The organism is Bradyrhizobium agreste, assembly GCF_016031625.1.
GTDB lineage: Bacteria > Pseudomonadota > Alphaproteobacteria > Rhizobiales > Xanthobacteraceae > Bradyrhizobium > Bradyrhizobium agreste.
This window is the reverse complement of sequence record NZ_JACCHP010000005.1, coordinates 36,595-63,058: the sequence shown is the minus strand read 5'-3', so window position 1 is coordinate 63,058 and position 26,464 is coordinate 36,595. Positions and strand designations below refer to the sequence as shown.

The window sequence follows — 26,464 nt, the reverse complement described above, 5'->3', positions numbered from 1 at the left end:
CTCAGCGGGGCGACTGACGCAGTGTTTCGGTCGCTTAGTAACAGTCCTGGCCTATTTCAACGTGAGGCTAGTTCGACGCAGCACCGCCGACTGCGATCGTTCCCGCACCTGCGACGAACCCAAGATCGTGCCACTACGATTACCGTGTGCACTCATTTGGGTCGACGCAAAGCCCTGCGACACGATACAGCGCCGCGCGTTAGGTCAGTTGAGTGCACTGTCACCGTAATTTCGCAAGCAGTATCCCTGGAAGCTCAAGCGCATTGAGCAGAAGTGGGGCACGGTCCCAGAGGACACGTTCAACAATGCGGACGACGCCGACGCATTCGCAGCGGACGCCCTCGCATGGCACCAGGAGCTAGGCAAGACCTCGCGCCGATCGGCAGACAATCTCATGTCGGCTCTATGCCGCGTGCTGTCGTTCGCGAAAGAGCAGCGCCGGATCAAGCATCACCCAATTCCGACCTTCCACCGGCTCTACAAGAGCGACCGGGCCGATAAGACGTGGTCGGAGGAGCTACAGCAGCAGTTCATCAAGACCGCGCGGCCTGCGATGGTGACCGCCATGATCCTGGTCCGAAACACCGCTATGCGCGCCAGCGACGTTCGCAAGTTCGCCTGGACGCGATACGATGGGCAACGCGTGCAAATCCGATCTAGCAAGACCGGCAAGATGCTTTGGATTCCGGCTACCCGGGAGCTGAAGGCGCATCTCGATACCCTGCCCCGCGTTGGCGCCCTAGTGATGTTGACACCCACCGGCAAGGCCTACACCAAGCGATACTTCAATGATCATTGGCGCGAGGACTCGGACGCCGTTGGCGCCGGTGACCTAAACTTCCACGACAACCGAGGCACCGCGGCGACGTTGCTAGCTGAGGCTGGGGCGACGGCGCCGGAGCTCGCCGAGGCGATGACCTGGACTGTGGATAAGGCACAAAAGATCATTGATACCTATCTTGCCAGGCGCGGCGTGCTGGCGGCGAATGCTATCCAAAAACTTGAGGACTACCGCGACAGAGCTGGGCAGTCTTGAATGGGTCATTGAGATCAGAGGTGGGATGAAAGCGATCGCGCTTCAGCAGGCTGAGGTTGCACTGGGACAAGCAAAGTCGGCCGTTCATGCCATGGATACGGCGACGAAGTTGACCGAAATCGAACTAGCATGGTCGGATCTTCTCACAGCCGCACAACGCGTTTATTCAAAGCTAGAACAAGGGGCCAAGGGTGAGCCCGAAAGTTATCGGTGGTGGAGCGAAATGCGTCATGCTCGCCGAACCAAGCCGATCTTGCGATACACCCATCACGCCCGGAACGCAGATTTGCACGGCCTAGAGCCTATCACTGATAGGGAGCCCGCCTCTGTGGCATTAGGGGTGGGACCAGGGGCTTGGCGCTTTGATGGGACCCTCGGTCCGGGCGGGACCCTTCAAGTCACGGCACTGGGCGGCCAAGACCCACAGAAAAGCAAATTTGTCGAACTGAAAGCGGCGAGTGTTCGACTCGTGCCGGTGTGGGATCGCGGCGATAAATATGATCCGCCGACTTCGTCGGACGGGCAGCCTATTTCTCCGAGCTCAGCCGCTCATGAAGTGCTGACTCGTCTCACTGCAATTGTGGAAGATGCTTCCAAGTTGCCCGTTCACTAACTGAGGGGTCGCCCAAGAGAAACAGGGAGTGAACGGAATTTGCAAACTATCTGCAAACGGGCGGTAGGCTGCAAACCAACCGCCCTAGAACAACTTTGATTTTATTGAGGAAATTTGGTCGGAGCGAGAGGATTTGAACCTCCGACCCCTAGTCTCCCAGACTAGTGCGCTAACCGGGCTGCGCCACGCTCCGAATGCCGTTCCATTAGCTAGGATCGCCGCTTTGCGCAAGGCGAGGTCACACCATTTTGGTGTGTCCGCGCCCAAAGCCCCCGGAACTGCCCGGAAAGCCCGCGGGCCCGCCCCTAGCCGTCCTTCAGGGCCTGGTCCAGCATTTCCCTGCAGGCGACGAGGTCGGCAAGTGCCCGCCCCAGGCGCTCCCGGTCGAGCGCGCTGGGGCCGGCGGGTGCGGCGCCGCCCTTGCGGAAGGTGGTGAGGATCTCCTCGTCGTCGATCTCGGTGAAGCGGAAGTCGATGCCTTCCTCCTCATCGCCCTGGTAGTCGTCATCGTCGGTGTCGGTGACGCCCTTGATGGGGACCTCGTCCTCGGGCTCCATCAGGCTCGCGCCGATGGCGTCCTCGATGGCGCCGAACGAGACCGCGGCCGCGCTGTCGGCGAGGCCCTGCACCGATTTGACGCCGTGCTCCTTCAGGATCCGCTGCACCCCGCGGATGGTGTAGCCCTCGCCATAGAGCAGCCGGCGGATGCCCTTGAGCAGGTCGACGTCGTCGGGGCGGTAATAGCGGCGGCCGCCGCTGCGCTTCATCGGCTTGATCTGGGAGAAGCGGGTCTCCCAGAACCGCAGCACGTGCTGCGGAATGTCGAGTTCCTGCGCTACTTCGCTGATGGTTCGGAACGCATCCGGCGCCTTGTCCAAAGGCCAGTCCTTTCCGAAAGGCGGTTACGCCTCTTCTTGAGCCTTGGTGGCGTCGCCGTTGGTGCGGTGCTGGGCGTTGATCCGCTGCTTCAGGATCGCCGACGGCTTGAACACCATGACGCGGCGCGGCGAGATCGGCACCTCGGTGCCGGTCTTGGGGTTGCGGCCGATGCGCTGGCCCTTCTTGCGCACCATGAAGGACCCGAACGAGGACAATTTCACCGTCTCGCCCTTCTCCAGGCAGTCGGTGATCTCCTTCAGCACGAGTTCCACGAAGGCGGACGATTCCGTGCGCGACAGGCCCACCTTCTGGTAGACGGCCTCGCACAGGTCGACACGCGTTACGGTTTTGCTGGTCTCGCTCATCGCCCTGCCCCACCTCACGGCGAACAATTCTCGTCTGAAATTATGAGCTTACGATAGTGCGGTCAACACCGCACATCAATGCGAGGTAGCGATAATCGGCAGCGATTCCGGCAAAATTTTATCGATGTGGCTTACCAGCGCACCAGCGCGGAACCCCAGGTGAAGCCGCCGCCCATGGCCTCCAGAAGGATCATGTCGCCCTTCTTGATGCGACCGTCCTTGCGCGCCACCGAGAGCGCCAGCGGGATCGAGGCCGCCGAGGTGTTGCCGTGACGGTCCACCGTCAGCACCACCTTCTCCGGCGCGATGTGCAGCTTGTGCGCGGAGGCGTCGATGATTCGCTTGTTGGCCTGATGGGGAACGAACCAGTCGATGCCTTCGGCATCGAGCCCGGTCGCCTTGAAGGCGTCGACGATCACGTCGGTTATCATGCCGACCGCGTGCTTGAAGACCTCGCGGCCCTCCATGCGCAAATGGCCGACGGTCTGGGTCGAGGACGGCCCGCCGTCGACGAACAGCTTGGCCTTGTGGCGGCCGTCGGAGCGTAAGTGAGTGGTCACGATGCCGCGGTCGGTCGCGGCATGGCCGGGCTGCTCCTGCGCCTCCAGCACCACGGCGCCGGCGCCGTCGCCGAACAGCACGCAGGTGCCGCGATCGTTCCAGTCGAGGATGCGCGAGAAGGTCTCCGCGCCGATCACCAGCGCGCGCTTGTAGGCGCCGGTGCGCAGGAAATTGTCGGCGGTGGCAAGCGCGAACACGAAGCCCGAGCACACCGCCTGGAGATCGAAGGCCGCGCCATGATTGATGCCGAGCCCGTGCTGCACGGCGACGGCGGTCGCGGGGAAGGTGTTGTCGGGCGTCGAGGTCGCCAGCACGATCAGCTCGATCGACTGCGCGTCCACGCCGGCGTCGTTGAGCGCGGCCTGCGCCGCCCTGAGCGCCAGATGCGAGGTGAACTCGCCCTCGGCCGCGATGTGCCGCTCGCGAATGCCGGTGCGCTGCACGATCCACTCGTCGGAGGTATCGATGCGCGCCGCCAATTGGGCGTTGGTCACCACCTGCTCCGGCAGATACGAGCCGCAGCCGAGCACGACCGAACGAATTTGAGTCACGAAACATCCTCCGGCGCGGGCTGCACGGATTTGAGTGCACCACCCTCGCGGTTGAGCATCTGATTGATCTTGTTCAGGAGATCGTAGTGAGCCATCTCATAGCCAACATCGATCGCATAGGCAAAGCCTTCGGCGTTGGTTCCGCCGTGGCTCTTGACCACCACCCCGTTCAGTCCCAGCAGCACGCCGCCATTGGACTTGTTGGGGTCCATCTTGTCGCGCAGGGCCTGGAAGGCGCTGCGGGCGAAGAGGTAGCCGAGCTTGGACATCCAGCTCCGCTGCATCTCGTGACGGAGCAATTCCGCCATCTGCCGTGCGGTTCCCTCGGCCGCCTTCAGCGCGATGTTGCCGCTGAAGCCTTCGGTGACGATCACATCGGCGAGCCCCTTGCCGATGCCGTCGCCCTCGACGAAGCCGATATAATCCAGCTCCGGCAGGTTCCGGGCCCGCAGGATCTCGCTGGCCTCGCGGATCTCCTCGTGGCCCTTGATCTCCTCGGCGCCGATATTGAGCAGCCCGACCGTGGGCCGGGTCTTGTTGAACAGCACGCTCGCCTTGGCGGCGCCCATCACTGCCATCGAGACCAAATGGTGGGCATCGCCGCCGAGGGTGGCGCCGAGGTCGAGCACGACGGACTCCCCGCGCAGGGTCGGCCAGATCGCGGAGATCGCCGGGCGGTCGATCCCCGGCAGGGTGCGCAGGTGGAAGCGCGCCATCGCCATCAGCGCGCCGGTATTGCCGGCGGAGATCGCGACATCCGCCTCGCCCTTCTTGACCGCATCGATGGCAAGCCACATCGAGGAGGTCTTGCGGCCGCGCCGCAGCGCCTGGCTCGGCTTGTCCTCCATGCTGACGGCGACGTCGGTATGGACGATTTTGGCGGCGGCTTTCAGATTCGGGTGCTTGTCGAGCTCGGGCTCGATCCTGGCCCGGTCGCCGACCAGCAGGAACTCGGTGTCGCGATGCCGGCCAAGCGAGATCGCGGCACCCGGAATGACCACCGCGGGGCCGACATCGCCCCCCATGGCGTCCAGCGCGATGCGAACCTTGCTTGGCATGAAAGTCCTGGAAACCTGGTCTGGTGCGGTCTTGGGAATCAGCGGGGCCGCAAAATGGGTTCGCCACCGGGATGACGACCGGCCAAGCGCCACGCCGCACCCGGACCGGGGCGCGACAATAGCGTTTTGTACCCCCGAAACAACCTCTTGCCCCCAGCCTTTTGCATTCGGGGCGATCCGGCCACCGGCCGCGGATTTCGCGAGGAATACATTGAAATCAGACAGATAAACAGCTGTCTCAAACCACCGAGGCAAATGGCTCGCGCCCTGGGAAGGCGGTCGCGAGCGAAAAATGCCCCTACCGGCCCTTCTTCTTGTCCTGCAATGCCTTCAGCACCGCGAAGGGATGGTCTTCAGGGTCGGGAGCGGTGACCTCCGCCTCGAACACGGCCCCCTGCTTGCGCGCATAGGGATCGATCGCCAGGAACAGGACGTCGGTGGCGAGGCGACCGAGATCGATGATGCCGCCCGTGATCGGCTCGGGCGGGTCGGCAACCTCGGGCAGCGCCTCGTCGTCCTGCGCCTCCTCGATCAGATCGGCCAGCCGGCGCGCCTCGGCTTCGGGGGCGAACATCAGGTCCACCTCCTCCTCGATTTCGCTCTCGATCGGATCCAGCGTGACGACACAGGTCTGGCCGATCCGGCCACGGACGAGGCCCATGACCTGGACCCGGCCGCCGCTTTTCGGCACGACATCGAAGCTGGCATGGGCGGACAGGATCTCGCGCAGGCCCGCGAGCTCGGCCATCGCCTGCCTCTCGGCCACCGAAGCCTCGAGATCGCGATGCAGCCCGGCATCCGGGATCTGCGCAACGATGACAGGCGCCCGCCAGGGATCGCGCTCGGTATCTGGTCGGCTCATGGCGTGACATCCTCTGGCAGCGCCGGGGGAAACTTGAAGGACGCGCGCAGCAGCGCGGCCTCGTCGGTCCGGCCAAGATCGGCCTCGCTGGCCCTCGCATAGGCCGCGAGCCGCCGCGCCTGGTCCATGCCGGTACCATTCAAGATATTCTTGCAGATCGCCGCTGCCAGCGCCTCGCCGCCGGCTTCCATCGCCTGGTCATAGGCCTGGACGCGGCCGTAGAAGGCCTCGCCGAAGGCCCGCATTCGCTTCGGCACGGTCTGGTCGCCCACCCCCATCTCGCGCAGATTGTCGTCCATGTCCTCGCAGAAGCGGTCGAACAGCGCCTGGGACAGCTCCGTGGCGCCCTGAACCGCGCGCAGGCGGCGCAGCAGCAGCCACAGATGCAGCAGCAACAGGTCGAAGCGCCCGTTAACCGTATCGGGCACGCCCAAGTCCCGGTAAAATATGGGTTCTCGCGCCTGCGTCACGATCATGCCATAGATGACCTCAATGGTGCCTGGCGGGGTTCGCCGGGGTTTCCTGAAGTGATTGAACGGCCAAAGCATTGTGGTTTCCGCAAGCGGGCGCGCGCGAGTTGCATTCAGACGCCCAGCCCGGTACTTCAGCGCCTCGCGCGACGCAAGGGGACGGAATCAGTTCCGCTATGACGACAACGAACGAGATCAGCCCGCGCGCGGACATGCGGCGCGGCCTTCACGCCTGCTGGCGCGGCCTACGCATGCTCGCGGCCACCGCCGTGGTCGGCGTGGCACTTGCGGCCTGCACCGGCGAGCAGTTCCAGAAGGGCTACATCCTGCCGCCCGGCGCGCTCGAGCAGATTCCGATCGGGGCGAGCCAGGATCAGGTGCTGATCGTGATGGGCACGCCGTCGACGGTCGCGACCCTCGACGGTGAAGTGTTCTACTACATCTCGCAGCGCTCGGAGCGCCCGGTCGCCTTCATGAACCAGAGGGTGGTCGATCAGCGCGTCATTGCGGTCTATTTCGACAAGAGCCGGCGCGTGCGCCGGCTGGCGAATTACGGCCTTCAGGATGGCAAGATCTTCGACTTCATCAGCCGCACCACGCCGACGTCGGGTCAGGAGATGAGCTACCTTACACCGCTGTTCAAGCTGCTCAGCTTCAACTGAGGCCGTCGAAGGATTCGATCGAAGCGGCCTGTCGCTGCGCGTCGAGTACGCGCATCGAGCGAGCCTCCAGAGCCGCTTAATTCCATCGCAAGGTAAATGAGTTTGCGCCTGCGTCGTCGTGCCGCCCGCTGCGCGGCACTTGTCATCGCGCGCGACTTGCGGTCGCACGTGCTGTTCCCTACGCTTCCCGCAAAGCAAGAAGCAAGGAGTGGATTCGTGCCCAAGAAAATTCAGAACACATTTCAGAACACTTTGTTGTCCCGCCGTCGTGTGCTCGCCGGTGCTGCCGGCCTTTCCGCCGCAGCGATCCTGCCGCGATCGAGCCTTGCCGGCTGGAAGCCCACCGAAAACGTTCGTCTCATCGTGCCCGCCGCGGCCGGCGGCTCGACCGACGTGATGGGCCGGCTCCTGGCCGCGCATCTGCAAACCGCCTGGGGCCAGTCGGCCGTGGTGGAGAACCGCTCCGGCGGCGGCGGCACGATCGGCACCGCCGAGGCTGTGCGCGCCAAGCCGGATGGTCACACCATCCTGATCGGCAACCCCGGCCCGAACGCGATCGCCTACAGCATCTTCAAGAACCTCAGCTACAAGCCGGACCAGCTTCAGCCGGTCTCGAACATGATCAGGATCCCGAACATCGTCTCGGCGCATCCGAAGACCGGCATCAAGACGATTCCCGAGCTGATCGCGTATCTGAAAGCCAATCCGGACAAGCTCAGCTACGCCTCCTCCGGCGTCGGCCAGAGCCCTCACCTCACCGGCGCCTGGTTCCTCCAGCTCACCGGCCTGAAGATGACGCACATTCCGTTCCGCGGCGCGGGCCCGGCGCTGCAGGCGGCCCTTGCCGGCGACATCCAGATCCTGTTCGACAACCTCTATCCGAGCCTGCCGCAGGTGCAGAACGGCACGCTCAACGGTCTGTGCGTCACCACGCCCGAGCGCAGCGACCTCGCGAAAGACCTGCCGACCATGCGCGAGAGCGCGCCGGAGCTGGCGAACTTCGACGTCTCCTCCTGGTTCGCCGTCTTCCTGCCGAAGGGCGCCTCGCCCGAAGTGCTCAATGCGCTCAATCTCCAGGTCAAGGCGATGCTGGAGCGCGAGGACGTCAAGAAGCAGATCGCCGCGATGGGCGCCCGCGCCGACTACGGCACGCCGGAGCAGTTCGCCGCCTTCGTGGACGCCGAGACGAAGAAATTCGCCGGCATCATCCAGAAGGAAGGCCTGCAGATGGACGTGCAGTAGGTTTCGTGTCCTCGACGCGGCGCAGCGTGTAACGCTGCCCCGCTACGGCCTCCTCAGCAAGGCCCAGCCTTGAGGGGCGCCTCAGTTCTGAGGACTGGTGATATTGTTCAAGACCTTTCGAAAATCTTTGACCTGTCCGACAACCGGCGAATCGGGGTCGATCTTGTTGACCTCTACTGCAATGTTGTCGAGCAGCCCCAGCGCTCGCCGCGCGCCTAACGGATGAGTAGATGCTCGTTCCGCTTCCAAGGTATAGTCCGTCAGCGCCGCCGTCATAAGAAGGTACGGAATCGTCGGAAGCAACGACATCTTCATTTCAAGAAGCTTGCGGATGGCCCAGCGATCGGCGGCATCTTCGTCTTGTCGAGAGCGCTCCAGCGCAGCAGGACTCATTCCCGGGCCGGGAGGATTGTCAACGTGTCCAAGCACATGGTGGGCAATCTCGTGCAGGATGACGGCAGCAATAGAAGTCTGGATGAAATCGGCAACCACCTGCCGCTGTCTTGCATCCATGTTTGCAAATATCTGCTCTGCTCCCGCACACGATAGCTCGAAATTGGCATAGGCCGCAGGATGAAACACTGGGCGCTTGTTCGCCTGATGATTGGGGTCTGAATTGTAAACAAACGTTTCCAAGCTACTCTTAAGGTGCCGCTCATAGCACTCTCTCTTGCCTTGCAATCCGACAAACATCGAGTTTGAGAGCACCTCCATCATGAAAGGAATTCCGGAGTAAATAATAACAACGCGTTTGCCACCGATGCGCCTGGCAAGCCCTTGATAGATGAGATCCGGTACGATGCGAAAATCAATGTCGTCGAGAATGGAGGCTTCGAACGCTTGGAGCGTCGGCCGCAGGAGCGGCCGAAGGTTGGTGACCAACTTACGGGTATTGGACGCGAGGTGGTCCTGATAGGCGGCGTCTTGGGCGGGTGCCTGCGCACAGATCAGAAAGCAAAAAAGTAATCCGAGTGAGAACCGCCCGAGCATCACAATCCTCCATTCATCAGCCCATCGATGCTGTAGAACCGGTCCAGTTCCTCCTTTGTTTGTTTGGCCAATTCATCCGGCGACTTCACCTTCAGCAATTGATACTTCGCAAAACTACCCTCTCCGAACCCGAGATCAACCAGGGCTGCCTTCGCGGAAGAAAGCGAGCGAAGGGCTTCAGCGATTTTTTGCTTCCCGGCCTCCGTCGTATCGGCCGTCACCTGGTACGTTTCGAGCGTCCGAACGGCCTTCACGGACTCAAGCAGCTTATCCCTGTCACCGATCCTGATCCGAAGATCTGGGTTCTCAAATCGAATGTTTGGACCGACGGCCTTTGCATCTTGCTTCGGAGCCTCGAAAGGCTTTGCAGACATCACCTCCGGAGACTTTAGGTCTACGGATGAGTACATCACATAGCCGAGCAGAACCGATCCGAAGAGAGCAAAGAAAACGCCCGGTCCAACATCGGACACTCTGATGTTCAGCACGTCGCCCAATTTTGCTTCTAACGCCGACCTTCTCTCGTCACGGCCGGCTGCGACGGCATCCGGGCTCGTCGGCAAAGCGGCCACACTCTCAATAGCCTGTCTTTGCTTCTCGGTTATTGCTTCGAAGAGCCTGTAGCCGAGCCAAAGCGAAAAAGCGCCCGAAGCTGCGACGATCAGCCGTTCGCTGATCCGGGCCAGGACGATAAGCTCGGAGGTGTTTGCAGCCTGCGCCGCGCTTTCCGTCAGCAACAGGCAGAATAGAGCAACAAGTACCACTGCCGGTAAATTCATAGGTTGTCCCCGAAAGAACTTCATCTCAAAGGTTGAGAACCTAACAATCTCATTCTGCCTTGTCGAGGACCGGCATAGACCGGCATAGCACCAAAACAAAAACCCCGCGGTTTGCACCGCGGGGTTTTGTCTTTCGCGGCTGCGCCGCTCAGTGCGCCAGGATTGCCAGCAGCAGCAACGCCACGATGTTGGTGATCTTGATCATCGGGTTCACCGCGGGGCCCGCCGTGTCCTTGTAGGGATCGCCGACGGTATCGCCGGTCACCGCCGACTTGTGGGCATCGGAGCCCTTGCCGCCGAAATGACCGTCCTCGATGTACTTCTTGGCATTGTCCCAGGCGCCGCCGCCCGAGGTCATCGAGATCGCGACGAACAGGCCCGTCACGATCACGCCGAGCAGCATGGCGCCGACGGCCGAGAATGCCGCCGACTTGCCGGCCGCGCCACCGCCCGCGATCGCATACATCAGGAAGTAGACGACGATCGGCGACAGCACCGGCAGCAGCGAAGGGATGATCATCTCCTTGATCGCGGCACGGGTCAGCAGGTCGACCGCCTTGCCGTAGTCCGGCTTGTCGGTGCCCTGCATGATGCCCGGCTTCTCGCGGAACTGGCGGCGGACCTCCTCGACGATCGCGCCGGCCGCGCGGCCGACCGCCGTCATGCCCAGCGCGCCGAACAGGTACGGCAACAGACCACCGAACAGCAGACCCACAACAACGTAAGGGTTGTTCAGCGAGAAGTCCGGATTGACGCCCTGGAAGTAAGCATTCTTGCCTGCGATGAAGAACTTGAGATCTTCATTGTAGGCCGCGAACAGCACGAGGGCGCCGAGACCGGCCGAGCCGATCGCGTAGCCTTTCGTGACCGCCTTGGTGGTGTTGCCGACCGCATCGAGCGCGTCGGTCGACTTGCGCACCTCCTTCGGCAGTCCCGCCATTTCGGCAATGCCGCCGGCATTGTCGGTCACGGGGCCGAAGGCGTCGAGGGCGACGATCATGCCGGCCAGCGCCAGCATGGTGGCGGTCGCGATCGCGATGCCGAACAGCCCGGCGAGGCTGTAGGTGACCAGGATGCCGGCAATGATCACGATCGCGGGCAGCGCGGTCGCTTCCATCGAGACGGCAAGGCCCTGGATCACGTTGGTGCCGTGACCGGTGACCGAGGCCTGGGCGATCGACTTCACCGGACGGTAGTCGGTGCCGGTGTAGTATTCGGTGATCCAGATGATCAGCGCGGTGACGACGAGACCGACCACGCCGCATTCGAACAGCGCCATGCCGGTGTAGTTGACGCCGTCGAGCTTGCCGAAGCCGATCAGGTAGTAGATCACCAGGGCGATGCCGATCAGCGACAGGATGCCGGTCGCGATCAGGCCCTTGTAGAGCGCGCCCATGATCGACTGGCTCGGCCCGAGCTTGACGAAGAAGGTGCCGATGATCGAGGTGATGATGCAGATGCCGCCGATCGCGAGCGGCAGCGTCATCATGTTGGCGAGGATCGGCGTCTTGGCGAAGAAGATCGCCGCCAGGACCATGGTGGCGACCGCGGTCACCGCATAGGTCTCGAACAGGTCGGCGGCCATGCCGGCGCAGTCGCCGACGTTGTCGCCGACATTGTCGGCGATGGTCGCGGGATTGCGCGGATCGTCCTCGGGGATGCCGGCCTCGACCTTGCCGACGAGATCGCCGCCGACGTCCGCACCCTTGGTGAAGATGCCGCCGCCGAGACGGGCGAAGATCGAGATCAGCGAGGCGCCGAAGCCGAGCGCCACCAGGGCGTCGACGACGGTGCGGCTGTCGGGTGCGAGCTTCAGCGAGTGGACCAGGAAGCCGAAATAGAGCGTCACGCCCAGCAGCGCGAGACCGGCGACCAGAAGCCCGGTGATGGCGCCCGCCTTGAAGGCGAGCTCGAGGCCGCCGGCCAGCGACGTCGTCGCGGCCTGGGCGGTGCGCACATTGGCGCGAACCGAAACGTTCATGCCGATGAAGCCCGCAGCGCCGGACAGGATCGCGCCGATGGCGAAACCGATCGCGACATAGAGCCCGAGGAAATAGGCAAGCAGCAAGAAGATGACGATGCCCACGATACCGATCGTGGTGTACTGGCGCCGCAGATACGCCTGTGCGCCTTCGCGCACCGCCCCTGCGATCTCCTGCATGCGCAGCGACCCCGCATCCGCGCCCAAGACCGAAGACGTCGCCCAAATCGCGTAGGCGACGGAAAGCGCGAAAAGGCCGATCTCGGCAGGTATTTAGGACCAAGTGCTGAGAACCAGGATGCCGGTTTGCAGCAATTCCTAGAAGTGGCTGTAGGACAGCCGCGTCAAATGCAGGTCCTGGCCCTGCCCGTCCAGGAAGCGCGGCGGCTTCTGCCCCTCCCCGATCGTACCGATCGCGGTCACCGCAATGCCCATGGCCCGTCCAGCGGCAATCAGCGCCTCGCATCGCGCGGGAGGAACGGTGCAGAGCACCTCGTAGTCGTCGCCGCCCGCAAGCAGCGTCTCGACAGAAGCGACGTTGCGGGCGCGCAGGCCGGCCGCCGCGGCCGAGAGCGGCACGCTCGTCACGTCGATCGAAGCCGAGACCCCGGAGGCGGCACAGAGCTTGGTCAGATCGCCGGCGAGGCCGTCGGAGACGTCCATCGCCGCAGTGGCATGATCGCGCACGGCCGGCGCCAGCACGTTGCGCGGCTGCGGCACCCGATAGCGCGAGACCAGAAAATCCCGTGCCGCCGGATCGGATGTCAGCGCGCTGGCGGCAGCGCCGCCTTTGAGCACGTCGAGGCCGAGCGCGGCATCTCCGATCGTCCCCGTCACCAGGATACGATCGCCCGGCCTTGCGCCGGTGCGGCCGATCATCCGCCCCCGAGGCACACGGCCGAAGGCGGTGATCGAGATCATCTGCGGGCCCGGCGTCGACACCGTGTCGCCACCGAGCAGAGGACAAGCGAAGGTCTTGGCGTCCTCGCCCAGCGCGTCCGCAAACGGACGGAGCCAGGCGTCCTCCTTGCTGCGCAGCGCGAGCGTCAGCACGAAGCCGGCGGGCACCGCGCCCTTGGCAGCGAGATCGGACAGGTTCACCCGCAGCACCTTGCGCGCGATGGTGTCGGGCGGATCGCCGGCAAGATAGTGCACGCCCTCGACCACGGCGTCAGTGGTGATGACGATGTCCTCGCCGGACGAGGACAGCACCGCAGCGTCATCGACCAGCCCGAACGCGCCGGGATCGGTCGCCAGCGGCTTGAAATAGCGCGCGATGAGGGAGTCTTCGCCGGAGACTTCGTTTTTATCCTGCGTCACGGTGCCTGACCCGTCATCCTGAGGTGCGAGCCCTTGCGAGCCTCGAAGGATGCACGGCCGAGCTGCACCTTCAGTGCCACGCCGTCGTCCTTCGAGGCCTTCGCTTCGCTACGGCACCTCAGGATGACGGCTACTGCAAGGGCCATCGACCGATCCTACCCCCGCCCGAACTCGTCGCCGCGAAACTGCCGGCCGATCTGGTCGAGCACCGCGTTCACCATGCCGGTCTCCTCGCGGTCGACGAAGGCATTGGCGACGTCGACATATTCGGAGACCACCACCCGGCCCGGCACGTCCTTGCGATGCTGGAGCTCATAGGCCCCTGCCCGCAGCACCGCCCGCAGGATCGCTTCGATCCGCTTGAGCGGCCAGCCCTTCGACAGCGCCTCGTCGATCAGGGGGTCGAGCTTCTTCTGGTCGCGCACGACGCCGGAGACGACGTCGCGGAAAAAGGCGGCTTCCGCCGGCAAATATGTGTCGCCCTCGACCTCGTTGCCGAGCCAATGACTTTCGAACTCGGCAAAGATGTCGTTGATGCCGGCACCCGCGATGTCCATCTGGTACAGCGCCTGCACGGCCGCGAGCCGCGCCGCACCGCGCCGGTTCGCCTTCTTCTCCGCAGCCGCCGGTTTCTTGATATCAGCCATGGCTCAGGCCTGCGCCAGGCGGCGTTTGATGCGCAGCATCGCAAGCGCGGCGCGCGCGGCATCGCCGCCCTTGTTGAGCTCGCTGGCGCGCGCCCGCGCCCAGGCCTGGTCCTCGGTGTTGACGGTGAGGATGCCGTTGCCGAGCGGCAGCTTTCGCGCCACGGCGAGGTCCATCAGCGCGCGCGAGGATTCCTGCGAGACGATCTCGAAATGAATGGTGTCGCCGCGGATCACGCAGCCAAGTGCGATCACCGCGTCATAGGGCTTGCCGTTCGCCGCCGCGGCATCGACCGCGATGGCCACTGCCGCGGGGATCTCCAGCGCTCCGGGAACCGTGATGACGTCATGGGTCAGGCCGGCCGCCTTCAGTTCGGCGACCGCGCCGTCCAGCAGCGCATCCTGGAGATCGTCATAGAACCTTGCCTCGACTACAAGCGCGCGCGCGCCGGAAATGTCGGTCTGGTCCTTCAGGGGTGCGCGCCGCGCGTCTGCCATCGTTTAACCTATTCTGTCATTGCCGGGCTTGACCCGGCAATCCATCGGGCAAGCCCCTCTTAAGAGGATGGATGCGCGGGTCAAGCCCGCGCATGACGATCTTCAATCGCCGTTACGTCATTTCCGTCAGCCGCGCCGCGTAGCGGGCCATCAGGTCAACTTCGATATTGACCTCATCCCCCGCCTTCCAACCGCCGATCGTCGTGACCGTCAACGTGTGCGGAATGATCAGCACCGAAAAGGTCACGTCTGCAACCGTATTGATCGTCAGCGAGACGCCGTCGAGCGTGATCGAGCCCTTGGTGGCGATGAACCGTGCCAGCTCCCGCGTCGTCGAGAGCACGAACCGCGCCATATCCGGCAAGTCCTCGCGGCTGACGATGGTTGCAATGCCATCGGCGTGGCCGGCGACGATATGGCCGCCGAGCTCGTCGCCGATCTTCAGCGCGCGCTCGAGATTGAGCCTGGTGCCGACCCTCCAGTGCTTGGCCGTCGTCAGCGCCAGCGTCTCGGCCGCGGTATCGACGTCGAACCAGGTCCTTTGCTTAGAGTCCCTGTCGTCCGCCACGCCCGAGGCGACCACGGTCAGGCAGACGCCGTTGCAGGCGATCGAGGCGCCGTCCGCAATCGTGCTCTGATCGTAGCGACAGGCGATGCGCAGCCGGTGCAGCTGGCCCTGCGCCGTTGGCGTGAAGCTGACGATCTCGCCGATATCGGTGACAATGCCGGTGAACATTACGCGCGCTCGTAGATGGTGAGAGTATCGTTGCCGAAGGTCTCGCTAGCATGAACCTTGTAGGCCGGCGACTGCGTGATTTTCGCCAGGGGCAATGCATCGAGCGCATCGACGCCGCCTTCGCCGACCGCTTCCGCGCCGCGGAACAGCCAGATCTCGTCGACGAGATCGGCCGCGACAAAGGACGCGGCAACACGGCTGCCGCCCTCGACCATCAGCCGCGTGATGCCCTGCTCCGCCAACGCATGCAGCACGGCCGGCAGATCGAGGCCTGATACAATACCCGGCGACACGCGCAGCACTTGCGCACCGGCCGCCCCAAGCCGCGTTGCAGCCGCGGCTTCAGCAAGCTCCGAACCCACCACCCAGAGCGGCGTCTCGCGCGCAGAGCGCACGAGCTGGCTCGATGCGGGAATGCGCAGGCTCTGGTCGAGCACCACGCGTACCGGCGACCGCGCCGCCATGCCCGGCAGGCGGCAGGTGAGAAGCGGATCGTCCGCCAGCACGGTGCCGATCCCGACCAGGATGGCATCGCTCTGCGCGCGCAAGAGATGCACGCGATCGCGCACGGCCTCCCCCGTGATCGCAAGCGGCTTGCCGCCGGCCGCGCCGATCTTGCCGTCGGGCGAGACCGCGAGCTTCAGGATCACATGCGGACGCTGGTCCCGGATGCGACGGAAATGCCCGGCATGATCGAACGCGGCCTCCGCCGCGCAGAGACCGACATCCACGGCGATGCCGGCGGCGCGCAAGCGCGCATGGCCCTGGCCCGCAACTTCCGGATTGGGGTCCTCGATCGCCGCCACCACGCGCTTGATGCCGGCGGCGATCACCGCATCGGCGCAAGGCGGCGACTTGCCGAAATGCGAGCACGGCTCCAGCGTGACATAGAGCGTGGCGCCCCGCGCCGCTTCGCCCGCCCGGCGCAAGGCCTCGGGCTCGCCATGCGGCCGTCCGCCCGGTTGCGTCCAGCCGCGGCCGACGATGACGCCGTCCTTGACGATGACGGCGCCCACGGCCGGGTTGGGCCAGGTCCGGCCCTGCCCGCGCCGACCGAGCGCGAGCGCCAGCTCCATGAAACGGCGATCGGCATCCTTGGCCTCGCGGGCCTTCTGCGCGAATTGGTCTTCCAGGATGCGGAAGATCATTTGCGGATCGCGGCGAGCCGCGCTTCCTCCTCGCCGGAGAGCTCGCCGAGCACGTCGGCGAAATCCTTGGCCTCGCGGAAATTGCGGTACACCGAGGCAAAGCGCACATAGGCGACGTCGTCGAGCGTGCGCAGATGCTCCATCACGGTCTCGCCGATCACCTCCGAGGAGATCTCGGCCTCGCCCCCGGTCTCGAGCTCGCGCACGATGGTGGAGACCATCTTCTCCACGCGCTCCGGCTCGACCTGCCGCTTGCGCAGTGAGATCTGCACCGAGCGCATCAGCTTGTCGCGATCGAACGGCACGCGGCGGCCGTTGCGCTTGATCACCGTGAGCTCGCGCAGCTGCACGCGCTCGAAGGTGGTGAAGCGGAAATTGCAGGCGACGCACACGCGCCGCCTGCGGATCACGGACGACTCCTCGGTCGGACGCGAGTCCTTTACCTGCGTATCGAGACTGTTGCAGTTCGGGCAGCGCATCCAACGAGACCTTTATTTTCGCATGATCTTTTCGGAAAACCGGTACCCACTTTTCCGGATCATGCGGCGCCTTACTGGTAGATCGGGAACCGGTCGGTGAGCGCCTTGACCCGTTCCTTGATCGCAGCTTCCACCAGCGGCGCCTTGCCGTCGGAGGATTGCGCGATCGCGTTGAGGACCTCGGCGATCATGCCGCCGACCTGCTGGAATTCGGCCACGCCGAAGCCGCGGCTGGTCGCGGCCGGCGTGCCGAGGCGAATGCCCGAGGTGACGAAGGGCGATTCCGGGTCGAACGGAATGCCGTTCTTGTTGCAGGTGATGGCGGCGCGGACCAGCGCCTTCTCCGAGACGTTGCCCTTGAGGCCCTTGGGCCGGAGATCGACCAGCATCAGATGATTGTCGGTGCCGCCGGAGACGATATCGAGGCCATGGCCCTTCAGGGTCTCGGCCAAGGCCTTGGCGTTCTCGACGATGTTCTTGGCATAGACCTTGAAGTCCGGACGCAGCGCCTCGCCAAAGGCGACCGCCTTCGCGGCAATCACATGCATCAGGGGACCGCCCTGCAGGCCCGGGAAGATCGCCGAGTTCAGCTTCTTGGTCAGCGTCTCGTCATTCCACAGCATGAGGCCGCCGCGCGGACCGCGCAGCGACTTGTGCGTCGTGGTGGTGGTGACGTGCGCGTAGGGCACCGGGGAGGCATGCACGCCGCCGGCGACGAGCCCGGCGAAATGCGCCATGTCGACCAGGAGGTAGGCGCCGACGCTGTCCGCGATCTCGCGGAAATGCTTGAAGTCCCAGGCGCGCGAATAGGCCGAGCCGCCGGCGATGATCAGCTTCGGCTTGACCTCTTCGGCCTGCTTGGCCACCGCATCCATGTCGATGATCTGGTCCTCGCGGCGCACGGTGTAGTGCGCGGCCTTGAACCACTTGCCGCTCATGTTGACGGGCGAGCCATGGGTGAGATGGCCGCCGGCGGCGAGATCGAGACCCATGAAGGTGTCGCCGGGCTGCAGCAGCGCCAGGAACACCGCCTGGTTCATCTGGCTGCCTGAGTTCGGCTGCACGTTGGCGAAATTGGCCCCGAACAGCTTCTTGGCGCGATCGATCGCAAGGTTCTCGGCGACGTCGACCCACTCACAACCGCCGTAATAGCGCGCGCCCGGATAACCTTCCGCGTATTTGTTGGTCATGACCGAACCCTGCGCTTCCAGCACGGCCCGGCTGACGATGTTCTCGGAGGCGATCAACTCGATCTCGTGGCGCTGCCGGCCGAGCTCGCCCTTGATGGCGGCGGCGATTTCCGGATCGGCCTGCTCGAGCGAAGCGGTGAAAAACGAATCGGGCGCGGAGGCTGTCTTGGGTGCGGTCATCTTGCGAATATCTCCACCGCCGCAGCCTTTTGGCGGGCTACGGGCGGGTCTGGTGTGGCGGTCGGGAGCACGCGCGATCTACCACATCGCCCGCAACAGGCCAAGCATTTGCGGGTCGGGCCTGATATTTATGCAAGATATGGTGGGATTGGAGGTTTTCAGCCCGGGAGCGGTTTTGCAAGACCGCTCCCTGTCAATATCCGGGCTGGGGCCGCTTTGGGCCTCATTCTTTGCGGTCGTGCTACAGCCCCGTATACCCCGCCTTCACCGGGTCGACGCTGCCGTCGAGCTGGCGCAGGTAGGTCAGGCCGCAGACGGTCAACCTGTGGCTGTCCGTCTCGCCGGCTTCCATCAGGATGTTGAGGTAGTTCGTGACCTTTTCACGCGCCTCGGCGCTGGCCGCCGCGGTGCGGTTGGCGAGCAGGTCATAGGTCTGCATGATGCGGTCGATGGCAGCTTCCATGGCATCCTCTGGTTCGTTGCGATTTTGGGGGTTTTGATCAGGCAACCGCTTTGGCCTCGGTCTGCGCCTGGAACCGGGCGATGGCCCTGTTGGCCAGCCTGATCTTGTTGAATTCGCCGTGCTGGAGCAGCTTGACGATCAGGTGAAGCAGGCGTTCGTCGGTAACGAGAGTGTCGGGGATCGCGCCGGAGCGGCGAAGGTAGTTCGCGGCGATGGCATAGGCCTGGCTGACGAGTTCCACGTTCACCACCTGAAGCCCGCGCTCCACCAGCATCGACGTTTCTCCGATCCGAAGGAGATAAGCACCGAGCCCGGAACTGGTTCCTGCCAGCCGGGGATTTTTCGCAGGTGCAAAAGACATCAACGCGCCGGTCCGGGGGCAGCTCCGGGCCGGCGCGTTTGGGGAAGTCAGGCACGTTCGGGAGGGTTGCCGGTCTTGTTTTGGGCCGGCTTGGCCCTGATCCCTTGAAAAACTCAGAGCCGATAGAGGATCTGGTCGGTCCAGAACCGCTCGAGACGGTGCAGCGACTTGTTGAGGGTCGCGAACTCGTCGCCGGAGATACCGCCGACCTGCTCCACCGTCTTGACATGCTTCTGGTAGAGCGCATCGACGATGCGGCGGACTTCCTGGCCCTGCGGGGTCAGGCGGATGCGCACCGAGCGGCGATCGACGCGCGAGCGCTGGTGATCGAGGAAGCCGAGCTCGACGAGCTTCTTCAGATTGTAGGAGACGTTGGAGCCGAGATAGTAACCGCGCGTGCGCAATTCGCCCGCGGTCAACTCCTTGTCGCCGATGTTGTAGAGCAAGAGCGCCTGGACCGAGTTGATGTCCGCACGGCCGCGGCGATCGAATTCGTCCTTGATCACGTCGAGGAGCCGGCGATGCAGCCGCTCCACCAGAGTCAAAGCTTCCAGATAGAGCGACTGCACCGAACCCTGCTGGCCGGAGACTCGCTCTGCGGTATCTGCCGCAGTTGCGACGGCTTTCATCATGACACTTCCCCTGTTGTCGTTTTTATCGACACTTATTCGACGAAACTTGTGTCCCGCCTGATAGGTGCAACTTAAGGGGCGCGTTTGAACATCGGCTTAAATAAGAGAATAAAGAGATCATGAATTTAAGACAGTGAATTGCGCATTAAGCCTGTGCCACAAGCACTTTTCGAAAGCCTCTGTTGACCTTGGCAAGGTCCTGTTCACCCTCCGTCCGCACCTGTTGTCGCATTCCAGAACAGCCCCGCCCTGTTTCGAAACGCACGTGTAACGGCTGTGGCGGAACCGGCTGGTCAATGAAAACTTACCGCGAATTTTAGGCAACCAGCGGTCAACCAAGCGCGCACAACCGTGTCCCGGACAAGCGCCGCGAAGCGGCGCGCAGAGCCGGGACCCAGATGTTTCAAAGCGAGATTTCGGAAGATGTAGGCCCCGGCTCTGCAACGCATCACGCCGCGAGTGCGGCGTGCTGCATTGCGTCCGGGGCACGAGATTGCGATCGCTACGGCGGCCGCTCGCGCGCGGCCATCCAGGCGAGCGCGAGATAGGCAGCAAGCATGAAGACCTCGACACCGACCACGACGAGGCTGCCGCCGTAGATGCCCGGGAACATCAGCTCGATCACGGCCATCGACACCACGGTCGTCAGCCACACCACCGCACCCCAGGGCGTCGCGAGCCAGAGGCCGACCGCCGCGACGAGTTCGATCACGGCGAAGTAGACGGTCGCGGCCTGCCAGGCCATCGACTGGTTCTCGAACGCCTCGTCCTCGCCGCCGACGAAGCCGGTGACCTGCGCCCAGTGATAGAGGCCTTTGAGGATCGAGAGCAGCGCCATCACTCGCAGGAACAGCACCAGCCGGCGGGTCCAGACATTGTCGGCGGACTGCGAGCGCTCCGACGAGATCGCCGCCACCGAGAGCGCGCTCTCTCGGGCAGTGTCTCGGGCAGCGTCCCTGGCACTGGCGCCGCCCTGGGCAGCATCGCGGGTGGAGATCTCGGACATGGCCCCTTCTGGCTGCTTCGGCCCGCAAAATCAATCGGCTGCCATCCCTTGCGGCAGGTCAAGCCGCGGTGACGGGAACCGTGCGAGCTGGTATAAGAATAATTCCAGCCGGAGGAAGAGTGATGGCGATCAAATACGGACGTCCGATCGAACTGCGCGAGGTTTCGCGCCGGGACAGCACGGCGGTGCCGCATGCCCTCGATCTGACCGTCCGTCCGCGCCGCAACCGCAAGGCCGAGTGGGCCCGGCGCATGGTGCGCGAGAACGTCCTCACCACCGACGACCTGATCTGGCCGCTGTTCCTGATCGACGGCACCAACAAGCGCGAGCAGGTCGCCTCGATGCCGGGCGTCGACCGCCTCAGCGTCGATGAGGCCGTGCGCGAGGCCGAGCGCGCCATGAAGCTGACCATTCCCTGCATCGCGCTGTTTCCCTACACCGATCCCTCCTTGCGCGACGAGGAAGGCTCGGAAGCCACCAACCCGAACAACCTGGTCTGCCAGGCCGTGCGCGCGATCAAGAAGGAGTTTCCGGAGATCGGAATCCTCTGCGACGTCGCGCTCGATCCCTTCACCAGCCACGGCCATGACGGCCTGATCTCCGACGGCAAGATCCTGAACGACGAGACGGTGGCCGTGCTGGTGCGTCAGGCCCTGGTTCAGGCCGAAGCCGGCTGCGATATCATCGCGCCCTCCGACATGATGGATGGGCGCGTTGCCGCGATCCGCGAGGGGCTGGACCGCGCCGGCCTGATCGACATGCAGATCATGTCCTATGCGGCGAAATACGCCTCCGCCTTCTATGGCCCGTTCCGCGACGCCATCGGCTCCGCCAAGACGCTCACCGGCGACAAGCGCACCTATCAGATGGACAGCGCCAACACCGACGAGGCGCTGCGCGAGGTCGAGCTCGACATCGCCGAGGGCGCCGACATGGTGATGGTGAAGCCCGGCATGCCCTATCTCGACGTGGTCCGCCGCGTGAAGGACACGTTCGCGATGCCGACCTTCGCCTACCAGGTCTCCGGCGAATACGCGATGATCGCCGCCGCCGCCAACAACGGCTGGCTCGACGGCGAGCGCGCGATGATGGAGAGCCTGCTCGCCTTCAAGCGCGCCGGCGCCGACGGCGTGCTGAGCTATTTTGCGCCGAAGGCCGCGGAGAAGCTGCGGGCGCAGGGTTGATCCCACTTGGGCGTCCGGGTCCCGGCTCTGCGCGGCGCTCGTCCGAAGCGCGCGGGCGGAGTTGCCCGCCCACCCCTGCCGCTGCGCTGCAACACTCAACCCGCGGCTTGCGCATTCGGCTGAGGTCCGCATAACGGACGCAGCGCCTCGCGTTGCTCGCGCGACAGCACAGTGATTGGATAGATCGGCTCGCGCGTCCCCCGCTTGAAGAACGGATGCGGCCATGTCTTCCCCCGCAGCTTCCACGCCAGCACCTTGCCGATCGCGCGCAGGATGAGAGCAAGATCAAGTCCCGTCGAGCCCGCCGGTGGCTCGCCGACCGCATACTTGCCGAGAATGGCGCCGATCGGCGCTCCCGCGACCTCGTCGAGCGCCGGCGTGCCGCCCTCGAACGCCTGCGCGATGATGCCGACGAAGGGAACGCTCGGCGAAAGCGTGTTGCCGACCGGTGTGTTGCAGCAGCTTGCATACCACCGATAAAGGCCTTTCGCGGTCAGCCGCACCCCCGCGATCCAGTCTTGCCCCTGCACGAATGTAAGCGTCGATGGCGCGACCTGGACAATGTCGCTGCCGCCTTTGGCATTCAGCAGATCGGCGCGCCCGAGCTGGTGGGCAAAGGCCTGGCAGTCGTCGCAGTAGCAGACCACTCGATTGACAGTCTGCCGCGACACGCTCGTGACGACGGCGCGGACCCCGCCACAGCGGCAACGCAATTCGACCTGACGATCCATTGAAAATTGTTCCTGTGAGGGATCCGCGCGCCCCCCAGAATGGTGCAAATCGCGGACCGCGCAAGCGGCCACGGCCGCCGAATCGCCGGAATATTTTGCGGTGGTGGTGGGCTGACAGCCTTGGCGTGTGGCCCGGCTGTTCCCATGTGCTGCGGTGGGTTTCGCTGGAGAACGGGACTATGTCGTACGATTCGGGCAATTCAGGCACCTGGCGCAATGATGGCGCCGTACAACCGCACGCCTACGACCCCGACCTTCATCCGGAGCTGTTCCGGGGCGTCGCGACGCGGCGGGCGTTCGCCTTCCTGATCGACATGGTCGTGATCTCGGTCCCGGTGATCCTCGGCTACGTCTTCATCGCCTTGTTCGGCGTGGTCACCCTCGGCATCGGCTGGGCGCTGTTCTGGATTGCCTGGCCGGCCTCCGTGATCTGGGCCATCGTCTATTACGGCGCCAGCATCGGCGGCCCATCCTCCGCTACCGTCGGCATGCGCCTGATGGACCTGGAGCTGCGCACCTGGTACGGCGCGCCCGGCTATTTCGTGCTCGGCGCCACCCATGCCGTGCTGTTCTGGGTGACCGTCTCGTTCCTGTCGCCGTTCGTGGTGCTGGTGGGCCTGTTCAACGCCCGCCGGCGCCTCCTGCACGATTTCGTGCTGGGAACGGTCGTGATCAACAATACGGTTCGCGTACCCGCCCAGGGGGCGCGGACGTGGTGAGCTAATCGATTGACCGGGGACGTCTGGAGCGCGATGCTGATGCCTGTTTTGGAGGCCCACGACGTCCCTTGACCCAGCACTCGCGCGATACACCACAGTTTTACCTCACGGCGCCCTCCCCGTGCCCCTATTTGCCGGGCCGGCATGAGCGCAAGGTGTTCACGCATCTGGTCGGGGACCGCGCCGGCGACCTCAACGACCTCCTGACCCATGGCGGCTTCCGCCGCAGCCAGTCGATCGCCTACCGGCCGGCCTGCGACCAGTGCCGTGCCTGCGTCTCGGTCCGGGTCATCGCCAACGAGTTCCGGCCCTCCCGCAGCTTCCGGAAAGTCATGGCCCGCAACGCCGACATCATCGGCGAGCAGCGCAGCGCGGTACCGACCTCCGAGCAATATTCGGTGTTCCGCGCCTATCTCGACGCCCGCCACCGCCACGGTGGCATGGCCGACATGACGGTGCTCGACTACGCCATGATGGTCGAGGACAGCCATGTCGAGACCCGCATCATCGAATACCGCAAGCGCGGCCCCGACAGCGGCATCACGGGGCGCGGCGAAGAGCTGATCGCGGTGGCGCTCACCGACGTCCTCAGCGATGGCCTGTCGATGGTGTATTCGTTCTTCGATCCTGGCCAGGTCAGCCGCTCGATGGGCACCTTCATGATCCTCGACCACATCGCACGCGCCCGCCGGCAAGGGCTGCCTTACGTCTATCTCGGCTACTGGATCGAAGGCTCCAAAAAGATGGACTACAAGGCCCGCTTCCTGCCGCAGCAGCGCCTCGCCCCCTCAGGCTGGCTGCGCGTGGATGCGCAGGGGGACGTGGCGTCCGAGCCGCAGGATTAGGGTACACTCTTGTGCGGGTCGTGCGCTGGACGAAGACGCTTGCCGTCCATGCTGCTTTGCCCCTGCTCGATATGAGCGGGCTGCTGGCGGCCACCCCGCAACAAACAATGCCGGACGGTTGCCGATATTGAGCTTGAATCCTCTGCGTTAGATATACACGCTTAGCCATGTATATCTATCGGAGGCCCACATGCAGGTCGCGAAGTGGGGAAATAGCCTTGCAGTCCGCCTTCCCGCTACCGTCGTCGAAGCACTTCAGCTGAAGGAAGGCGATGAGATCGAAATCCACGTTGCTGGAGACCGGGAATTCGGCGTCGCCCGCAAACCGGACCGCGCCGAGTTGCTGAAGCGTATTCGTGCCCTTCGCGGCAGCCTTCCTGTCGACTTCAAGTTCGACAGAGAGGAAGCGAATGCCCGCTAACTTCTTCGACACCAACGTCCTCTTCTATCTCGTGTCGAGCGATGCGGCGAAGGCTGACCGAGCTGAGCAAGCACTGTCGGACGGCGGCGTGATCAGCGTACAGGTGCTCAATGAGCTTGCCAATGTAGTCCGTCGCAAGACGCAATTGTTCTGGCAGCAAACGCACAACTTCCTGGACTCGTTGCGGGGGCTTCTTACGATCTATCCTGTCACGCTGGATATCCATGACACCGGCCTTGGGCTTGCTGAGCGCTACGGGATGCAGACCTACGACGCGATCATCGCTGCCTCTGCACTCCACGCTGGATGCGAGACATTGCTGTCCGAAGACTTCCAGCATGGAATGGTTCTGAAGGAAGGCCTTCGAATCACCAATCCCTTCATGTGAAATGCGCTCCGCGGCCGAACTGTTCGCAGGAGCGATCTCCGTCACCCAAAAAATGTATCGGCCAGCAGCTTCAGATTCAGAATCACGATGACGCCGGCGACAATCCAGGCGACCGCGGCGACCGATGTCGGGATCGCGAATTGGCCCATCTTGCGGCGGTCGGAGACGAAGCGGACCAGCGGGATCACCGCGAAAGGCAGCTGCATCGACAGCACGACCTGGCTGAACACAAGCAGATCAGCCGTGCCGCGCTCGCCGTAAACAGCCGTGACGATGATCACGGGAATGATGGCAATGCCGCGCGTCAGCAGGCGGCGCGCCCAGCTCGGCAGGCGCAGGTCGAGAAAGCCCTCCATCACGATTTGGCCGGCGAGCGTCGCCGTGACCGTCGAGTTCAGGCCCGAGGCGAGCAGCGCCACCGCGAACAGCGTCGAGGCGATACCGAGACCGAGCAGCGGTGACAGCAGCTCGAAAGCCTGGCCGATCTCCGCGACATCCGCATGACCGGTCTTGTGGAAGGTCGCGGCGGCCACGACCAGGATCGCGGCGTTGATGAACAGCGCCAGCATCAGCGCGATCGTCGAGTCCGTCGTCGCCCATTTGATTGCTTCGCGCCGGCCGGTGTCGTTGCGCTCATAGGCGCGCGTCTGCACGATCGAGGAATGCAGGTAGAGATTGTGCGGCATCACGGTCGCGCCGATGATGCCGATCGCGATGTAGAGCATGTCGGAATTGGTGAAGATCTCGCTCTTGGGCACGAAGCCGCGCAAGACCTCCGCCACTGGCGGCGCCGCCGCCGCGATCTGCACCACGAAGCAGACCGCGATCACCGCCAGCAGCGCGATGACGAAAGCCTCCAGGAAGCGGAAGCCCCTGTTCATCAGCAGCAGCAACAGGAAGGCGTCGAGCGCGGCGAGCAATGCGCCGCCGATCAGCGGAATTCCGAACAGCAGTTTCAGCGCGATCGCCGTGCCGATCACCTCGGCGAGATCGCAGGCGATGATGGCCGCCTCGCAGGCGAGCCAGAGCAGGAAGTTCACCGCCGGCGAATAGGTGGCGCGGCAGGCCTGGGCGAGATCGCGGTCGGTGACGATGCCGAGCCGCGCCGCCAGCGACTGCAGCAGGATCGCCATCAAGTTCGAGAGCAGGATGACGGAGAGCAGCGTGTAGCCGAACTTCGACCCGCCGGCGAGATCGGTCGCCCAATTGCCGGGGTCCATGTAGCCGACCGAGACGAGGTAGCCCGGCCCGACGAAGGCCAGCAACCGCCGCGACCAGTGGCCCGCGGCCGGAATGGCGACTGTGGAATTGACCTCAGCGAGGCTCCTGGTGGCGGGCGCATCAGGGCGCCAGCCGGCGATATCGGAAGTCATGTGGGGTGATCGGGCATCCATATCGGCAGAATACCCAACTTCGTTCTTATTGCAACTCATTTGCAACTGCATCTAGCGGCAAGCATTCCTGCCGCGG

At 64.1% G+C, this 26,464-nt stretch carries 32 protein-coding genes and 1 tRNA gene; 9 read left to right on the top strand and 24 right to left on the bottom strand.

Going from position 1 to position 26,464, the window contains the following annotated elements:
- Positions 1-394 precede the first annotated feature (394 nt).
- On the top strand, positions 395-1,036 hold the full coding sequence (locus tag HZZ13_RS08810) for a tyrosine-type recombinase/integrase (RefSeq protein WP_246504354.1): 642 nt from the start codon (positions 395-397) through the stop codon (positions 1,034-1,036).
- A 25-nt stretch (positions 1,037-1,061) separates the two neighbouring features.
- On the top strand, positions 1,062-1,649 hold the full coding sequence (locus HZZ13_RS08805; protein WP_197959244.1) for a hypothetical protein: 588 nt from the start codon (positions 1,062-1,064) through the stop codon (positions 1,647-1,649).
- A 115-nt stretch (positions 1,650-1,764) separates the two neighbouring features.
- Here the strand turns inward: HZZ13_RS08805 and HZZ13_RS08800 are convergent.
- From HZZ13_RS08800 to HZZ13_RS08770, 7 genes are all read right to left on the bottom strand, one after another.
- Positions 1,765-1,842, bottom strand: a tRNA-Pro gene (locus tag HZZ13_RS08800).
- Between the two features lie 112 nt (positions 1,843-1,954).
- Complete coding sequence (locus HZZ13_RS08795) at positions 1,955-2,527, bottom strand: MerR family transcriptional regulator (RefSeq protein WP_197959243.1); 573 nt, start codon at positions 2,525-2,527, stop codon at positions 1,955-1,957.
- A gap of 24 nt (positions 2,528-2,551) precedes the next feature.
- Positions 2,552-2,893, bottom strand: a complete 342-nt coding sequence (locus tag HZZ13_RS08790) for an integration host factor subunit alpha (protein WP_025036680.1) — start codon at positions 2,891-2,893, stop codon at positions 2,552-2,554.
- A gap of 131 nt (positions 2,894-3,024) precedes the next feature.
- On the bottom strand, positions 3,025-4,005 hold the full coding sequence (locus tag HZZ13_RS08785) for a beta-ketoacyl-ACP synthase III (RefSeq protein ID WP_197959242.1): 981 nt from the start codon (positions 4,003-4,005) through the stop codon (positions 3,025-3,027).
- Positions 4,002-5,063: a phosphate acyltransferase PlsX gene (gene plsX / locus HZZ13_RS08780; protein ID WP_197959241.1), complete on the bottom strand. Its 1,062-nt coding sequence runs from the start codon at positions 5,061-5,063 to the stop codon at positions 4,002-4,004. The genes HZZ13_RS08785 and plsX overlap by 4 nt, the downstream gene beginning before the upstream one ends.
- A 298-nt stretch (positions 5,064-5,361) precedes the next feature.
- A complete protein-coding gene (locus HZZ13_RS08775) occupies positions 5,362-5,925 on the bottom strand; it encodes a YceD family protein (protein WP_197959240.1) in 564 nt (187 codons plus the stop codon).
- A complete protein-coding gene (locus tag HZZ13_RS08770; protein WP_197959239.1) occupies positions 5,922-6,473 on the bottom strand; it encodes a ubiquinol-cytochrome C chaperone family protein in 552 nt (183 codons plus the stop codon). The genes HZZ13_RS08775 and HZZ13_RS08770 overlap by 4 nt, the downstream gene beginning before the upstream one ends.
- Positions 6,474-6,571: 98 nt before the next feature.
- Here HZZ13_RS08770 and HZZ13_RS08765 point away from each other — a divergent pair, with 98 nt between their 5' ends.
- Together HZZ13_RS08765 and HZZ13_RS08760 are read left to right on the top strand one after the other, a co-directional pair.
- Complete coding sequence (locus tag HZZ13_RS08765; protein ID WP_197959238.1) at positions 6,572-7,057, top strand: outer membrane protein assembly factor BamE; 486 nt, start codon at positions 6,572-6,574, stop codon at positions 7,055-7,057.
- Between the two features lie 216 nt (positions 7,058-7,273).
- Entirely contained in the window at positions 7,274-8,299 is a 1,026-nt protein-coding gene (locus HZZ13_RS08760; protein WP_311972613.1) for a Bug family tripartite tricarboxylate transporter substrate binding protein, read from the top strand.
- Between the two features lie 81 nt (positions 8,300-8,380).
- Here HZZ13_RS08760 and HZZ13_RS08755 read toward each other — a convergent pair whose 3' ends face one another.
- The 15 genes from HZZ13_RS08755 to HZZ13_RS08685 form a co-directional block, all read right to left on the bottom strand.
- Positions 8,381-9,289, bottom strand: coding sequence for a phage exclusion protein Lit family protein (locus HZZ13_RS08755; protein WP_197959237.1), 909 nt, complete (start codon positions 9,287-9,289; stop codon positions 8,381-8,383).
- Positions 9,289-10,068 (bottom strand): hypothetical protein, encoded by a 780-nt coding sequence (locus HZZ13_RS08750; protein ID WP_197959236.1) that lies wholly within the window; start codon positions 10,066-10,068, stop codon positions 9,289-9,291. Before HZZ13_RS08750 ends, HZZ13_RS08755 begins: the two co-directional genes overlap by 1 nt.
- A gap of 148 nt (positions 10,069-10,216) precedes the next feature.
- Positions 10,217-12,322 (bottom strand): sodium-translocating pyrophosphatase, encoded by a 2,106-nt coding sequence (locus HZZ13_RS08745; protein WP_197959480.1) that lies wholly within the window; start codon positions 12,320-12,322, stop codon positions 10,217-10,219.
- A gap of 45 nt (positions 12,323-12,367) precedes the next feature.
- Complete coding sequence (thiL, locus tag HZZ13_RS08740) at positions 12,368-13,369, bottom strand: thiamine-phosphate kinase (RefSeq protein ID WP_197959235.1); 1,002 nt, start codon at positions 13,367-13,369, stop codon at positions 12,368-12,370.
- Positions 13,366-13,515, bottom strand: coding sequence for a hypothetical protein (locus HZZ13_RS08735; RefSeq protein ID WP_197959234.1), 150 nt, complete (start codon positions 13,513-13,515; stop codon positions 13,366-13,368). Before HZZ13_RS08735 ends, thiL begins: the two co-directional genes overlap by 4 nt.
- A 9-nt stretch (positions 13,516-13,524) precedes the next feature.
- Complete coding sequence (gene nusB / locus HZZ13_RS08730) at positions 13,525-14,016, bottom strand: transcription antitermination factor NusB (RefSeq protein ID WP_197959233.1); 492 nt, start codon at positions 14,014-14,016, stop codon at positions 13,525-13,527.
- A gap of 3 nt (positions 14,017-14,019) precedes the next feature.
- Positions 14,020-14,511 carry a 6,7-dimethyl-8-ribityllumazine synthase gene (gene ribH, locus HZZ13_RS08725; protein ID WP_197959232.1) on the bottom strand — a complete coding sequence of 164 codons (492 nt, stop codon included), beginning with the start codon at positions 14,509-14,511 and terminating at the stop codon, positions 14,020-14,022.
- A 112-nt stretch (positions 14,512-14,623) separates the two neighbouring features.
- Positions 14,624-15,247, bottom strand: a complete 624-nt coding sequence (locus HZZ13_RS08720) for a riboflavin synthase (RefSeq protein WP_197959231.1) — start codon at positions 15,245-15,247, stop codon at positions 14,624-14,626.
- A complete protein-coding gene (gene ribD / locus HZZ13_RS08715; protein WP_197959230.1) occupies positions 15,247-16,395 on the bottom strand; it encodes a bifunctional diaminohydroxyphosphoribosylaminopyrimidine deaminase/5-amino-6-(5-phosphoribosylamino)uracil reductase RibD in 1,149 nt (382 codons plus the stop codon). Before ribD ends, HZZ13_RS08720 begins: the two co-directional genes overlap by 1 nt.
- Positions 16,392-16,874, bottom strand: a complete 483-nt coding sequence (gene nrdR, locus HZZ13_RS08710) for a transcriptional regulator NrdR (protein ID WP_197959229.1) — start codon at positions 16,872-16,874, stop codon at positions 16,392-16,394. Before nrdR ends, ribD begins: the two co-directional genes overlap by 4 nt.
- 71 nt (positions 16,875-16,945) lie before the next feature.
- Positions 16,946-18,244 (bottom strand): serine hydroxymethyltransferase, encoded by a 1,299-nt coding sequence (gene glyA, locus HZZ13_RS08705; protein WP_197959228.1) that lies wholly within the window; start codon positions 18,242-18,244, stop codon positions 16,946-16,948.
- Positions 18,245-18,485: 241 nt separating this feature from the next.
- Positions 18,486-18,707 carry a hypothetical protein gene (locus HZZ13_RS08700; RefSeq protein WP_128265268.1) on the bottom strand — a complete coding sequence of 74 codons (222 nt, stop codon included), beginning with the start codon at positions 18,705-18,707 and terminating at the stop codon, positions 18,486-18,488.
- 37 nt (positions 18,708-18,744) lie between these two features.
- A complete protein-coding gene (locus HZZ13_RS08695; protein ID WP_197959227.1) occupies positions 18,745-18,981 on the bottom strand; it encodes a hypothetical protein in 237 nt (78 codons plus the stop codon).
- A gap of 200 nt (positions 18,982-19,181) precedes the next feature.
- A complete protein-coding gene (gene ldtR / locus HZZ13_RS08690; protein WP_025036696.1) occupies positions 19,182-19,700 on the bottom strand; it encodes a transcriptional regulator LdtR in 519 nt (172 codons plus the stop codon).
- Positions 19,701-20,202: 502 nt separating this feature from the next.
- Positions 20,203-20,706 carry a DUF6163 family protein gene (locus tag HZZ13_RS08685; RefSeq protein WP_197959226.1) on the bottom strand — a complete coding sequence of 168 codons (504 nt, stop codon included), beginning with the start codon at positions 20,704-20,706 and terminating at the stop codon, positions 20,203-20,205.
- A gap of 122 nt (positions 20,707-20,828) precedes the next feature.
- Between HZZ13_RS08685 and hemB the strand changes: the two genes are divergently transcribed.
- A complete protein-coding gene (hemB, locus tag HZZ13_RS08680) occupies positions 20,829-21,890 on the top strand; it encodes a porphobilinogen synthase (RefSeq protein WP_197959225.1) in 1,062 nt (353 codons plus the stop codon).
- A 95-nt stretch (positions 21,891-21,985) separates the two neighbouring features.
- Here hemB and HZZ13_RS08675 read toward each other — a convergent pair whose 3' ends face one another.
- Positions 21,986-22,621, bottom strand: a complete 636-nt coding sequence (locus HZZ13_RS08675) for a DUF6151 family protein (RefSeq protein WP_197959224.1) — start codon at positions 22,619-22,621, stop codon at positions 21,986-21,988.
- A gap of 179 nt (positions 22,622-22,800) precedes the next feature.
- Here HZZ13_RS08675 and HZZ13_RS08670 point away from each other — a divergent pair, with 179 nt between their 5' ends.
- From HZZ13_RS08670 to HZZ13_RS08655, 4 genes are all read left to right on the top strand, one after another.
- Complete coding sequence (locus tag HZZ13_RS08670; RefSeq protein WP_197959223.1) at positions 22,801-23,340, top strand: RDD family protein; 540 nt, start codon at positions 22,801-22,803, stop codon at positions 23,338-23,340.
- A gap of 68 nt (positions 23,341-23,408) precedes the next feature.
- The gene (locus tag HZZ13_RS08665) at positions 23,409-24,185 is read left to right on the top strand and encodes an arginyltransferase (RefSeq protein ID WP_197959222.1); all 777 of its coding nucleotides are present in this window, start codon (positions 23,409-23,411) and stop codon (positions 24,183-24,185) included.
- 190 nt (positions 24,186-24,375) lie between these two features.
- Positions 24,376-24,606 carry an AbrB/MazE/SpoVT family DNA-binding domain-containing protein gene (locus tag HZZ13_RS08660; protein WP_197952864.1) on the top strand — a complete coding sequence of 77 codons (231 nt, stop codon included), beginning with the start codon at positions 24,376-24,378 and terminating at the stop codon, positions 24,604-24,606.
- Complete coding sequence (locus HZZ13_RS08655; protein ID WP_197959221.1) at positions 24,596-24,994, top strand: PIN domain-containing protein; 399 nt, start codon at positions 24,596-24,598, stop codon at positions 24,992-24,994. The genes HZZ13_RS08660 and HZZ13_RS08655 overlap by 11 nt, the downstream gene beginning before the upstream one ends.
- A gap of 41 nt (positions 24,995-25,035) precedes the next feature.
- Here the strand turns inward: HZZ13_RS08655 and HZZ13_RS08650 are convergent, their stop codons facing one another.
- Positions 25,036-26,388, bottom strand: a complete 1,353-nt coding sequence (locus HZZ13_RS08650) for an Nramp family divalent metal transporter (protein WP_197959220.1) — start codon at positions 26,386-26,388, stop codon at positions 25,036-25,038.
- Between the last annotated feature and the right edge of the window lie 76 nt (positions 26,389-26,464).